Raw genomic sequence first — 13,911 nt, 5'->3', positions numbered from 1 at the left:
CGTTAAATGTTCAATGTTTCGCCAAGTGTTTTACTCATATCCCTGTTTTTTCAGGTTCTGCATTACATGCAGCATATGTTCATTTGCCAGCTGTTCTGCTAAATCGGCATCTTTCTCTTTGATTGCACGCAATATCTGCCTGTGTTCCCGTATGGACTTTCTTGCCCTCTCCTCCGACACTACAGAAAACTTGCGGGCCCTCTTAACGTATCCGTGAAAATCTGTCAGCACATGAGAAAGTATCCTGCTGTCAGATGCCTCATACAAAACGTTATGAAATTTGCTGTCCAGCTCTGTTACCTGTTCCGGATTGATGTTTCCTTCTTTTTTAATGTGAAATTCGGAGAGCAGCATAATTTCATCCAGCTCATCCAGTTGTGCCGCCGTTATATTCTCAGTTGCCCATCTGGCACAAAGCCCTTCCAGCATGGAGCGGATAACATAAATATCTCTCACATCTTTCCCTGAGATTCCTGTTACATATGCACCTTTATTTGGAATAATAGAAACTAAACCCTCCAGCTCAAGCTGTCTAAGTGCTTCACGCACGGGCGTCCGGCTTACTCCAAGCTCCTTTCCAATTGTGTTTTCTCTTAATTCGTCGTGCTCCTCATACTTGCCTTTAAGAATGTCTTCCCGGATCTTTTGAAAAACACGTCCACTCAGAGAATGATCCTGATATTCTTCCATGTTATTATATTTCCTCCAAAATTAGAGTTCAATGTGCAGGTTGCCGCATACATTGTTTATTTTAGCAACTAATTCATCATCTGTCAAAACTGTAATACGCCCATCTTCATATTCTTTATCTACCCATTTTTTAATTTCCTGTACAAGCACAGAGCTTTTGTCAACCTGCCTTTTAGGTGGAAGTTTATAATATGTATTAATCCAATAAGCAATACCTGCAGTTCCCGATGTATTGGATACGGAAACCAGAGCCGGACGGTTTAAAAACTTATCGGTGTCAAATATATTATAAATTTCTTCATTTTTCAGCATACCGTCTGCGTGAATTCCCGCTCTTGTTACGTTAAAATTTTTTCCCACAAAGGGAGTTCTTGAGGGAGCCCGGTAGCCTAATTCTTTTTCATAATATTCTACAAGCTCTGTGATAACGGTGGTGTCCATCCCGTCCAGAGTACCGCGGAGCTGTGCGTACTCAAATACCATAGCCTCCAGGGGCGTATTGCCGGTGCGTTCTCCGATCCCGAACAAAGAACAGTTTACCCCTGAGGAACCGTAAAGCCAGGCTGTAGTAGAATTATTTACCGCTTTATAGAAATCATTGTGGCCATGGAACTCTATCAGCTCACTTGGAACACCTGCGTGTGTCATAAGGCCGTAAATAATACCCGGGATTGACCTGGGGATTACTGCTCCCGGGTAATTCACTCCATACCCAAGAGTATCACAGACACGGACTTTCACCGGAATCTGGTACTCTTCCCTAAGCTTCATCAGCTCAACGCAGAAAGGAATCACAAATCCGTATATATCAGATCTTGTAATATCCTCCAGATGGCACCTTGGCCTGATCCCCGTCTCCATACACTCACGTACCACAGACAGATAATGCTCCAGTGCCTCTTTTCTAGTCATCTTAAGTTTATAGAAAATATGGTAGTCCGAACAACTTACAAGAATACCTGTTTCTTTCAGTCCGATATTCTTCACCAGTTCGAAGTCCTTTTTGCTGGCCCGTATCCAGCTTGTAACTTCCGGAAACTTATACCCCTTCTCCAGACATTTATATACTGCGTCTCTGTCCTTCTTGCTGTACAGGAAGAACTCACTTTGCTTGATTTTTCCATTCGGGCCGCCTAATTTATGCAGGTAATCATAAATTGTTACAATCTGTTCTGTTGTATATGGGGCCCGTGACTGCTGTCCATCACGGAAGGTTGTATCTGTGAGCCATATTTCGTCCGGCATATGATGAGGAACGATTCTATCGTTAAAAGCAATTTTAGGTATTTGATCATACCGGAACAAATTTTGAAATGTATTGGGAGAATCCACATCTACGAGCGGGTACATATGTTCTTCCAATTCCAATAAATTTGTATGCGTGTTCAAAAATACTTTTCTTTCTTCCATGTTCTCTTTACCTCCTGTGCTTAGACTGCAAGTCAATCGTAATATTCTGCGTTTTGCATCCGTGTATAATTGTATACAGTTATACACTCTTTGTCAATACATTAACGCACTGAACTGGAATAAAGTTTCATTTTACATAAAAATACTGTACCATGACCTGCAGGTCATTGCACAGCATTTTTATTGACATTTTTATAAAAGAACCCTTACTTTAAGCACACCATCTATCTGTGAAATCGCCTTTTCGACTTCTTCGGTGACTTCTCCCTCCGTATCTATCATAGTATATGCATATTCTTTTCTGCTTTTATTGGTTAAAAGAGAAATGTTCATATTAGCTTTTGCAAGCAATGCAGTAAACTGTCCCAGCATATTTGGAATATTACGGTGAAGAATCGTAATCCTGGGGTTTTCTCCCTTCTCTCCCATATCGCAGTCCGGATAATTTACAGAATGTACAATATTTCCATTTTTCAGGTAATCCATGATTTCCTTTACTGCCATTTTTGCGCAATTATCCTCGGACTCTTCCGTGGATGCACCGAGATGAGGAATCACAATTGCCCCTTTGACCCCAGCTATCTCAGGAGTTGGAAAATCCGTCACATAGTGCTTTACTGCTCCGGATACCAGTGCATCCACCATATCTTCTCCGTTTACAAGAATATCCCTTGCAAAATTTAAAATCACCACACCCTTTTTCATAAGACTGATACTATCCTTATCAATCATCCCCTTTGTGTCATTTGTAGCGGGAACATGGATGGTAATGTAATCGCATTCTTTATAAAGCTCATCTACTGTTTTTGCATGCTGGATACTTCTGGAAAGCTTCCACGCTGAATCTACAGAAACGTAAGGATCATACCCATATACTTCCATCCCCAGATGGGTTGCCGTATTTGCCACCAGAACACCGATAGCTCCCAGACCGATGACACCCAGCTTTTTCCCGTCCAGTTCAGTTCCGGAAAAAAGCTTTTTCTTCTTCTCTGTAATCCTTGCAATATCTCCGTCTTCTTCATGCTCCTGCACCCAGTTGATTCCGCCTATAATATCACGAGCTGCAAGAAGCATCCCCGCGATGACAAGTTCTTTAACACCGTTGGCATTGGCGCCGGGAGTGTTAAATACAACAATCCCCTCTTCGGCGCACCTCTCCAGGGGAATATTATTGACCCCTGCCCCCGCACGGGCAATTACTTTTAGCTTACTGTCAAATTCCATGTCACACATTAAAGCGCTCCGAACCAGAATTGCATCGGCATCCTGGACTTTTTCTGTGCCTGTAAAGTCCTCGTCAAATTTTTCCAAACCCACAGGGGCAATTGGGTTCAGGCAATGATACTTATACATTTTACAAATTCTCCTTCTCAAATTTCTTCATAAATGCAACAAGCGCCTCTGCTCCTTCATAGGGCATAGCATTATAAATACTTGCACGCATACCACCTACACTTCTGTGCCCTTTTAGATTCTCAAGCCCTGCTTCCTTTGATTCTTTTACAAATTTTGCATCCAGGTCAGCATTTCCAGTGACAAAAGGAACATTCATAAGGGAGCGGTCTTTCACCTCCACGGTTCCTTTAAATAACTTACTCTGATCCAGAAAATCGTATAGAAGCTTTGCTTTTTTTTCATTGCGGGCTTTCATGACTTCCAACCCCCCCATTTCCTTCAGCCATTTAAACACCTTGCCGCAAATATAAATTCCATAGGCAGGGGGCGTGTTATAAAGAGATTTTGCATCTGCATGTATCTTATATGTAAGCATGGATGGAGTGCCCGGCAGAACATCTTCTGTGATCAGGTCTTCCCGGATAATAACAATAACCACCCCTGCAGGTCCGATATTCTTCTGTACACCGCCATAGATCAGCCCGTATTTGCTCACATCCACTGGTTCAGACAGAAAGCAGGAGGACACATCCGCCACAAGAGTCTTGCTTTTTGTATTTGGAAGCTCTTTAAATTTAGTGCCGTAAATAGTGTTATTTTCGCAGATATACACATAATCTGCATCCTCTGATATAGGAATATCCGAACAGTCCGGGATATAGGAAAATGTTTTATTCTCGGAAGAGGCTATTTTATTAACTTTCCCGTATTTTGCCGCTTCACCGGCAGCCTTTTTTGCCCACTGACCTGTTATAATATAATCTGCCACTTTATTTTTCATCAGGTTCATAGGTATCATTGCAAATTGCTGGGAAGCTCCCCCCTGTAAGAAAAGGACTTTATAATTGTCAGGAATATTCATGAGTTCCCGCAAATCTGCTTCTGCTGTTTCGATAATTTCCTCAAACGCCTTGCTGCGATGGCTCATTTCCATAACCGACATTCCTGTACCATTATAATCCAGCATTTCTTCCGCTGCTGACTTCAATACTTCCTCGGGTAATACTGCCGGACCTGCTGAAAAATTGTAAACTCTGCTCATTTTTAATCCTCCTGGGTTCTCTACTGTCGCCCGTTGCTGCCTGCTTTATTCTTGTTTCATATCACTTTCGTCAAATACATCACTGATTGCTGCTCCCGGTGCCACCATGGGCCATACCTTTTCATCACTGTCGATTTGACAATCAATGACAATTGGCCTATTGAGCTCAAGCGCCCTTGTAAATGCTTTTTCAAATTCCTCCCGGGTAGTGACGCGGATACCTTCTGCTCCCATAGCCTCTGCCAATTTCACGAAGTCAACCGCATCTTCTATTACTGTTGAAGAATAGCGCTTTTCGTAGAACAAATCCTGCCACTGGCGGACCATCCCCAGTACATGATTATTGACTACCACCTGAATCACCGGAATCTGATATCTGACAGCTGTGGCAATTTCGTTCATATTCATACGGAAGCATCCGTCACCGGCAATATTTACCACCAGCTTTTCCGGACATCCTGTCTTTGCCCCAAGGGCTGCCCCCAGACCATACCCCATGGTTCCAAGGCCACCTGAAGTAATCAGTGTGCGCGGCTTTGTATACTGATAATACTGGGCTGCCCACATCTGATGCTGTCCAACCTCTGTGACAATAAGTGCATCTCCCTTTGTCTGTCTGTAAATCTCTTCCACTATAAAGGGGCCGGATAATACGCTTTCATGATATTGAAGAGGATATTTTCTTTTATATTCCTGAATCTTATTCATCCATTCCGGATGTGACTGCTGTTTCAACTTCTCATTGACCTTTTTTAGGACCTCTTTAATATCACCTGTAACACCTTCTGTTATAATTACATTTTTGTTCATCTCGGCTTCGTCCACATCAAACTGCAGTATTTTAGCATTTTTTGCAAACTTTTTTGTATTTCCTGTAACCCGGTCACTGAACCGCGCCCCGACAACAATCAGGAGGTCACACCCACTTACTCCGTAATTGGAGGTTTTTGTACCATGCATTCCCAGCATACCGGTATATCTTTTATCTGTCCCCGGAAATGCCCCTTTTCCCATCAAGGTATCTGTAACAGGTGCATCCGACTTATTTACAAACTCCATCAATTCCTTGTCGGCCCCTGAGAGGACTGCTCCGCCTCCCACAAAAATATATGGCCTTCTGGACTTATTTATCATAGAAACCGCCTTTTCAATCTCTTTTTCAGAAATATCTTCAGGAATCGGCACTATCGACTCAATTTTTGCTGGTTTATAATCTGTTTTTTCTGCTGTTATATCCTTTGGGATATCGACTAGAACCGGACCTGGGCGTCCTGTCTGTGCAATACAAAACGCTTTTCTGATGGTTTCGGCCAGTTTCGTGACATCCTTTACAATATAATTATGTTTCGTAATAGGCATGGTGATTCCCGCAATATCAATCTCCTGAAAACTGTCCTTCCCCAAAAGGGAAACCCCTACGTTGCAGGTAATTGCCACAACCGGAATAGAATCCATATATGCCGTGGCAATTCCCGTTACCAGATTGGTTGCTCCCGGACCGCTGGTGGCAAAGCAGACACCTGGCCTGCCTGTTGCCCTTGCATATCCGTCTGCCGCATGGGCTGCCCCTTGTTCGTGTGAGGTCAGAATATGTCGGATTTCATCACTATGTTTATATAAAGCGTCATATAGGTTCAGGATAGCACCGCCCGGATACCCGAAAACCGTATCCACACCCTGCTCCTTTAAACATGCAATGACGATTTCTGCTCCAGATATGTACATGATACTCCTCCTAACTCTAATTCTTCCACGGTACTTCCAAAATAGCTCCTCTGTTTCCCGATGAAACCATAGCCGCATACCTCGCCAGATATCCTGTTGTAATCTCAGGCTTTCTGGGCTGCCATTTCTCTCTTCTTGCCTTAAGTTCTTCCTCCGGAACATCCAACTCCAACTTCAATTCCGGTATATTAATTTTAATAATATCTCCCTCTTCTATCAGGGCAATAGGTCCTCCCACTGCTGCTTCGGGGGAAACATGACCGATGGCTGCCCCCCTGGACGCACCGCTGAAGCGTCCGTCTGTAATTAGGGCAACGGATGATCCAAGACCATATCCTGTAATTGCGGAAGTCGGATTCAACATCTCTCTCATGCCAGGACCGCCTTTGGGCCCTTCATAACGGATCACAATGACATCGCCGGGATGGATCTTTCCTGTTTTAATTGCTTCTGTTGCCGCTTCATCACTCTCAAAAATCCTCGCAGGGCCCTCATGCACCAGCATCTCCGGAACTACTGCGGAGCGCTTCACAACACTGCCGTCCGGTGCCAGATTGCCCTTGAGTACGGCAATGCCTCCTGTCTCACTGTAAGGATGATCGATTGGGCGGATAACTTCAGGGTCTGTATTAATACAGCCTTCAATATTCTCACCCACGGTCTTTCCCGTTACCGTCATGCAGTCTGTATTCAGCAGTCCCTTTTTATTCAACTCATTCATAACCGCGTACACACCACCGGCCCCATTCAAATCTTCAATATATGTATGTCCGGCAGGAGCCAGATGGCAGAGATTCGGAGTCTTTGCACTGATTTCATTGGCAAAATGAATCTCAAAGTCCATACCAATCTCATGGGCAATTGCCGGGAGATGCAGCATGCTGTTGGTGGAACATCCAAGAGCCATATCTACAGTCAGTGCATTCAAAATAGCTTTTTCTGTAATAATGTCTCTCGGGCGGATATCCTGTTTTAACAGCTCCATCACCTGCATACCTGCATGCTTTGCAAGCTGCAGCCTGGCAGAATAAACTGCCGGGATGGTGCCGTTTCCCTTCAGCCCCATGCCCAGGGCCTCTGTCAGGCAGTTCATACTGTTTGCTGTGTACATGCCGGAGCAGGAGCCACAGGTAGGACATGCCTTATTTTCAAATTCGCACAAATCCTCTTCTGTTATCGTTCCCGCAGCATAAGCGCCCACAGCCTCAAACATACTGGAGAGACTTGTTCTGTCGCCTTTCACACGGCCGGCAAGCATGGGGCCGCCGCTTACAAAGATTGTAGGGACATTAATTCTGGCTGCCGCCATCAAAAGCCCCGGCACATTTTTATCACAGTTTGGAATCATCACCAGTGCATCAAACTGATGTGCCATCGCAAGTGCCTCCGTGGAGTCTGCAATCAAATCTCTCGTAACCAGAGAATACTTCATTCCAACATGCCCCATCGCAATCCCATCGCAGACGGCAATTGCCGGAACCATAACCGGGGTTCCCCCGGCCATCGCAACACCCATTTTTACGGCTTCTGTAATTTTGTCCAGATTCATATGTCCGGGTACTATTTCGTTATAAGAACTGACCACACCTACAAGCGGCCGGTCAAGTTCCTCCTGTGTCATTCCCAGTGCATTAAACAGGGAACGGTGTGGTGCCTGCTGTACACCTTTTGTCACTCTATCGCTTCTCATGATGAAAAACCTCCTTTTTCTATCTCGCATGACTGTACTTTCTCGCTTATCGTTGTATATAAGAACAGATTTTTTCTCCCATCTCCCGGGTCCCAATCTGTATTTTTCCTGCCGCCATAATATCTGCGGTCCGGTATCCTTCTCTTAAAACCTGTGACACTGCATTCTCTACCGTATTGGCTTCCATGTCCAGATCAAAAGAAAACCGAAGCATCATTGCAGCGGACAAAGTGGCTGCAATAGGATTTGCAATCCCCTTCCCGACAATATCAGGGGCGGAACCGCCACTTGGCTCGTAAAGGCCAAATTTTGTCTCATTCAAGCTTGCGGATGGCAGCATCCCGATAGAACCAGCCACCATACTTGCCTCATCCGATAAAATGTCCCCGAACATATTTTCTGTCAGAATGACATCAAACTGTCCCGGGGCCTTCACAAGCTGCATTGCACAGTTGTCCACCAGCATATGTTCCAGTGCCACGTCCGGATAATCCTTTGCCGTCTCTTCCACAACATTTCGCCAGAGTCTCGAGGAATCCAATACGTTAGCTTTGTCAACACTTGTCACTTTTTTGCGGCGTTTTGCGGCAATCTCAAATCCGCGCCTTGCAATGCGGCGTATTTCCTTTTCATTGTATGTGAGTTCATCATAAGCGGTCCTTACACCATCTATATCTACGGTCTTTCTCTCTCCAAAATAAAGCCCCCCGGTAAGTTCCCGCATAATCATCATATCAAATCCGTCTTTTATAATTTCCTCTTTCAGAGGGCATGCATCTTTTAGTTCATCATACAGCACCGCGGGCCTTAAGTTTGCAAAAAGATTCAGTTCCTTTCGGATCTTTAGCAGACCTGCCTCTGGTCTTTTGGACGGTTCAAGCTGATACCAGGGAGAAGTCCCTGCATCTCCTCCTATAGAGCCCATCAACACAGCATCGCTGGCTCTTGCAAGGCCGATAGTCTCATCTGTCAAAGGCACCCCGTTTACATCAATGGAAGCTCCTCCCATTAAAAGCTGGGTATAACAGCACTCATGTCCGAATACCTCACCTATTCTATCAAGAACCTTCATCGCCTCAGATACAATCTCCGGGCCTATGCCGTCCCCTTTAATCACACCAATATTTAGTTTCATATGAATTACTTCCTTCCGAAATAATAAAGTTAAAAAATACTAAACTTTATCATACCGTATTTTTAATCACGTTTCAACCCTTTAATTCGTAAAAGTGCCGGTAGAAAATGCATAGGTATTTTCAGTTATAAAAAGAGAGCATCTGTCAAACCTTTAAATGGTCCGACAGACACCCTCGATTTACTGCTCAAGCATCCTTAAACTTCTACTCTGCATTTGGTTTTTCTATCTGTGCAATTGCAGATTTTTGCATGGGAATTCTGCAGTTCTTGTTGTTCCCGAATTCTACGATTACATCATCATCTGTAATATCGATAATTACCCCGTAAAAACCACTGGTTGTCAGTGCAGTATCCCCCACCTCCATTGTAGAAAGCATTGCCTGAACTCTCTTCTGCTCTTTCTTCTGGGGACGCATCAGTAAAAACCACATACCGCCAATAATTACAACATAAATCAGGATAATTCCAAATGTACCTGCTCCTCCGCTTGCAGCTGCCAATAAACCATTCATCTTACTTCCTCCTAAATTCTGACTTTACATTAAAGTACACTTTCTTAGTGCATAAAAAATGTATTTTTTTACAGACAACTTAACTATACACAAAGTTCTTTCATTCTTCAAGTATCTTTTGGTAATTCAGAAATTTTTATGGTCCTTCTGTCCCTGCCATACCATCCAGCTTCCGCTTTTTATAACCCTTAAATTCTCCCGCATCTATGGCATTCCTTATCTCTTCCATCATTGTATTATAAAAATAAAGATTGTGGAGAACACAGAGCCTCATTCCCAGCATTTCTTTTGCCTTCAACAGATGTCGGATATAGGCTCTGCTGTAGCTTTGACAGGCGGGACACTTACATCCCTCTTCTATAGGTCTGTCATCCAGCTCATATCTTGCATTAAAGAGATTTAATTTTCCCCGGTTCGTGTACACATGGCCATGTCTTCCATTTCTGGAAGGATATACACAGTCAAAAAAATCCACTCCCCGCTCTACTCCCTCCAATATATTGGCCGGTGTCCCCACACCCATCAGATAGACTGGTTTTTCTGCCGGCAGATAGGGCACTACCACATCCAGAATATTGTACATTTCTTCATGGCTTTCTCCGACGGCAAGTCCACCGACAGCATATCCTTCCATATCAAACTCTGCAATCTGCTTTGCATGTTCCACGCGAATGTCCTCGTATATTCCGCCCTGGTTAATTGCAAAAAGCATCTGCTCCTTATTAATGGTGTCCGGCAATGCATTCAGACGCGCCATTTCTGCCTTACAGCGTTTTAGCCACCTGGTAGTCCTCGCCACAGAATTGGTCATATATTCTCTGTCCGCCACACTGGAAGGACACTCGTCAAAGGCCATGGCAATAGTAGATGCAAGATTTGACTGGATCTGCATGCTCTCCTCCGGCCCCATAAAAATCTTCCTGCCGTCAATATGGGAATGAAAATGAACTCCTTCTTCCTTTATTTTTCTTAAATCAGCAAGAGAAAACACCTGAAAGCCGCCTGAATCCGTCAGTATGGGCTTGTCCCAGCTCATAAATCTATGAAGGCCGCCCAGCTTTTTCACCACTTTGTCCCCCGGACGTACATGAAGATGATAAGTGTTGGACAACTCTACCTGTGTTTTGATTGTTTTCAAATCATCAGCAGATACAGCTCCCTTAATAGCGGCAGCCGTTCCCACATTCATAAAAACCGGGGTCTCGATGATTCCGTGAACCGTATGAAGACGGCCCCGCTTCGCAAGACCGTCTCTTTTTAATAATTCGTACATAGTTACCTCATTTGTCTTATAATTAGTAATGCATAATAACCGGTGTGCCGACTGTTATGGAGTTAAACAAAGCTTCTGCCGTATCATAGGGCATATTTACACAGCCATGTGAGCCTATATCAGGATTTTGATATAAAGTACCTCCAAATGCAGGCTGCCAGTCCGCATTGTGGAACCCGACACCGGTCCACGTAATGCGCATCCAGAAGGTAACCGGTGTCTTATATTCAGGTTCACCCGTCGCAGGGTCCGTCTCTCCAATCAGCGTTTTATCTCTCTGTATTTCCAGAATGTCATACACACCTTGAGGGGTCTCCTTCTCCGGAATTGGAACACCTGTTATTACATCTGATTCCATAGAAACTGCACCGTCCACTATATACCACATGTGCTGGGCAGTCAAGTCCACTTCTGCATATGTATTTCCCCAGTCTGTCGCAGAGTGCTCTGCTGCAGTCTGATAATAGGCCGGTTCCTTTGACACAGTCTCCCCGCTCTTAATGCTGTCTGTCAGTGCCGTGAATTCTGTGTCTTCATCAATAGACCAGCCGTAGGTGCCTCCTGATACCTCTGCTGTCTTTCCGGTTGGAGTTGTAATCGTTCTTGTTATTCCCACTGTATCGTACTTATCGCCGAAATCAGTGAGCCATGCTCTGACAGCATTTTCATTGAACGTCACATTCATGTTGTCGTCCGCAGAAATCCATGTGGATATCAATACTTTATCCACAACCGCCGGCTCTGTCATTGTGTATGTAATGCTTGCTTTTATATAGTTATTCATCATATCACAGGCCTTTTGTACTTCTTCAGATTCAGAAGTATACTTAGGAAGAACATAACACTTTTCCTTCTCCATATCCAGTTTCGGCTTAAATTCTGCAATATACTGTGACACTTTCTTATTTAATACATCCATGTCCACCGCTGTGCCTATAACTTCCGGTTTGATCACATACTTCTCCCCGTTAAATTCAGGACGGGCAGATTCCGACGCCGTCTGTTCCGACGCAACGGCCTGAAGATCTTGAATCTTACTCTCCAGGGCAGACTGGTTATAGGATACTTCGATGTTTACTTCTGAAGCATTCTCCGAGAAAAGTGCTGCCGGCCATAAGAATCCATTTTGTTTCTTTAGCTCTTTTTCCACCGCATCACTTTCTTTATAAACCAATGAAATGTCACTCCCCTTGATGGAGTCGGACTTATTATCTTTCTCCAGCACAGTCAGCTCATAGTCCTTAACTTTTCCTTTCAAAAAAGCCTCCACATCAGCAGTTGTCCTGCCTGAGAAATCCCGGCCGTTTATTTTTGTATTTGGCGAAAAATGACTCGTGAAAAATAAGGAAACACCAACATATGCTAAAAGAAGTGCTGCAGCTGCGGAGCCGGAAAATATCCAGATTCTTTTCAAACCTCCGGTTTTAATTTCCCCACTATCTTTTCCTTTTTTTCTTTTATTTCTGCTTTTTATTTTACGTTTGACTTTCCGGTTTCTTGTCTGCGGATCTTCCTCTTCAAAAATATTACGGGCGGTACCTTCCTCTGTGAGTTCAGAGAAATCCGGCCTCTTATCTTCATCATCATCAAGGAAATAATCTGGATCCTCTTCCTTTACCTCATCATCCAGATAAGCTTCCTTGCCGGCTTCATCTATATCGTCAAGATAGTAATCTTCATTTATGTCTTTATCCTTCGGGCTAAAACCATCTGGTTGTTTTATTTGCCTTCCGCTCATTTAGTATTACTCCCTCTTTTTTAATCAATATCTAGTCCACATTATATTACGAAACACTGGAAATGTACAGTAAAAATCCAGCATCTTAACAAAATATTAAACTTATGTCATGTAAATTTAATCATTGCACGTTTATACAACTTCTTATATAATGATTCTATGCGTTAGGAGAAAGGAGTATTTCTATGAGTGGATCAACATTTGGCAAATTATTTCGAGTGACAACATGGGGGGAATCCCACGGTCCTGCTATCGGTGCAGTCGTGGACGGCTGCCCTTCAGGGCTTCCTCTCCGTGAAAAAGATATACAGTGCTTTTTAGACCGGCGAAAGCCCGGCCAGAGTAAATATACAACCATGAGGAATGAATCAGATAAGGTGGAAATTCTGTCCGGTGTGTTTGAGGGGAAAACAACCGGAACACCGATTTCTCTTGTCATCCACAATTACGATCAGCGCCCCAAAGATTACGGGAATATGGTACAGACATACCGGCCCGGCCATGCTGATTATCCGTTTACAGAAAAATATGGTTTCCGCGATTACCGAGGGGGAGGCAGGTCTTCAGGGCGGGAGACTGCCGGGCGGGTAGCGGCCGGCGCGGTTGCTTCCTTATTTTTAAAAGAAATGGGAATCACAGTAACAACCTACACAAAGTCTATAGGACCTATAGCAATTTCTGAAGAGGACTATCATTTTGCAGAGATTACAGAAAACAGTCTGTATATGCCCAACAACGATGCCGCCAAAAAGGCAGAGGTTTATCTTTCTTCCCTGCTTAAAAATCTTGATTCAAGCGGCGGTACTATTGAGTGTTTTGCGACCGGTCTGCCGGTAGGCTTGGGGGAGCCTGTATTTGACAAGCTGGATGCAAATCTTGCCAAGGCACTGATGTCCGTAGGGGCTGTAAAGGCTGTGGAAATCGGAGACGGAGTCGGGGCTGCCTCATCTGCAGGTAGTTTGAATAATGATGAATTCTGTATCCGGAACGGACAAATAGCCAAAAAGACGAATCACTCCGGCGGCACTCTCGGCGGGCTGAGCGATGGCTCCACTCTTCTCGTCCGTGCCACTGTGAAGCCTACCTCTTCCATTGCCCGTACACAGAGCACGGTGACTTCAGAGGGCCGGGAAACCGAACTTTCCATTAAGGGACGGCATGACCCTGTTATTGTACCCAGAGCAGTCGTCGTAGTAGAATCTATGACCGCCCTTACACTGGCAGACCTGCTCCTGGAAAATATGGGCAGCCGCCTCAATAAAATAAAAACCTTTTATTCGGAAGGAATGAAATAGA

At 44.2% G+C, this 13,911-nt stretch carries 11 protein-coding genes; 1 reads left to right on the top strand and 10 read right to left on the bottom strand.

Annotation, left to right across the window (positions count from 1 at the left end):
• Positions 1–30: 30 nt before the first annotated feature.
• The 10 genes from EDD59_RS01205 to EDD59_RS01160 all read right to left on the bottom strand — a co-directional run bounded on the left by EDD59_RS01205 (position 31) and on the right by EDD59_RS01160 (position 12,615).
• Entirely contained in the window at positions 31–690 is a 660-nt protein-coding gene (locus tag EDD59_RS01205; protein WP_132378073.1) for a GntR family transcriptional regulator, read from the bottom strand.
• A 21-nt stretch (positions 691–711) separates the two neighbouring features.
• Positions 712–2,100, bottom strand: coding sequence for a hydroxymethylglutaryl-CoA lyase-like TIM-barrel protein (locus EDD59_RS01200; protein WP_132378071.1), 1,389 nt, complete (start codon positions 2,098–2,100; stop codon positions 712–714).
• 192 nt (positions 2,101–2,292) lie between these two features.
• On the bottom strand, positions 2,293–3,456 hold the full coding sequence (locus EDD59_RS01195) for a phosphoglycerate dehydrogenase (protein ID WP_132378069.1): 1,164 nt from the start codon (positions 3,454–3,456) through the stop codon (positions 2,293–2,295).
• A gap of 1 nt (position 3,457) precedes the next feature.
• A complete protein-coding gene (serC, locus tag EDD59_RS01190; protein WP_132378067.1) occupies positions 3,458–4,540 on the bottom strand; it encodes a 3-phosphoserine/phosphohydroxythreonine transaminase in 1,083 nt (360 codons plus the stop codon).
• Positions 4,541–4,585: 45 nt separating this feature from the next.
• Complete coding sequence (gene ilvB / locus EDD59_RS01185) at positions 4,586–6,265, bottom strand: biosynthetic-type acetolactate synthase large subunit (RefSeq protein ID WP_132378065.1); 1,680 nt, start codon at positions 6,263–6,265, stop codon at positions 4,586–4,588.
• Between the two features lie 16 nt (positions 6,266–6,281).
• Complete coding sequence (gene ilvD / locus EDD59_RS01180) at positions 6,282–7,955, bottom strand: dihydroxy-acid dehydratase (protein WP_132378063.1); 1,674 nt, start codon at positions 7,953–7,955, stop codon at positions 6,282–6,284.
• 46 nt (positions 7,956–8,001) lie between these two features.
• A complete protein-coding gene (leuB, locus tag EDD59_RS01175) occupies positions 8,002–9,090 on the bottom strand; it encodes a 3-isopropylmalate dehydrogenase (protein ID WP_207670352.1) in 1,089 nt (362 codons plus the stop codon).
• Between the two features lie 205 nt (positions 9,091–9,295).
• Positions 9,296–9,604, bottom strand: a complete 309-nt coding sequence (gene yajC, locus EDD59_RS01170; RefSeq protein WP_132378059.1) for a preprotein translocase subunit YajC — start codon at positions 9,602–9,604, stop codon at positions 9,296–9,298.
• 136 nt (positions 9,605–9,740) lie between these two features.
• Positions 9,741–10,877 carry a tRNA guanosine(34) transglycosylase Tgt gene (gene tgt, locus EDD59_RS01165; protein WP_132378057.1) on the bottom strand — a complete coding sequence of 379 codons (1,137 nt, stop codon included), beginning with the start codon at positions 10,875–10,877 and terminating at the stop codon, positions 9,741–9,743.
• Between the two features lie 22 nt (positions 10,878–10,899).
• The gene (locus tag EDD59_RS01160) at positions 10,900–12,615 is read right to left on the bottom strand and encodes a L,D-transpeptidase family protein (RefSeq protein WP_132378055.1); all 1,716 of its coding nucleotides are present in this window, start codon (positions 12,613–12,615) and stop codon (positions 10,900–10,902) included.
• Between the two features lie 185 nt (positions 12,616–12,800).
• On the opposite strand from EDD59_RS01160, the gene aroC reads away from it, so the two are divergent.
• Positions 12,801–13,910: a chorismate synthase gene (gene aroC, locus EDD59_RS01155; RefSeq protein ID WP_132378053.1), complete on the top strand. Its 1,110-nt coding sequence runs from the start codon at positions 12,801–12,803 to the stop codon at positions 13,908–13,910.
• The last annotated feature ends 1 nt before the right edge of the window (position 13,911 follow it).

This window comes from Muricomes intestini (genome assembly GCF_004346165.1).
Taxonomy (GTDB): domain Bacteria; phylum Bacillota; class Clostridia; order Lachnospirales; family Lachnospiraceae; genus Muricomes; species Muricomes intestini.
Note: the sequence above shows the minus strand (reverse complement) of the source record. Positions and strands in the feature narration are given on the sequence as shown.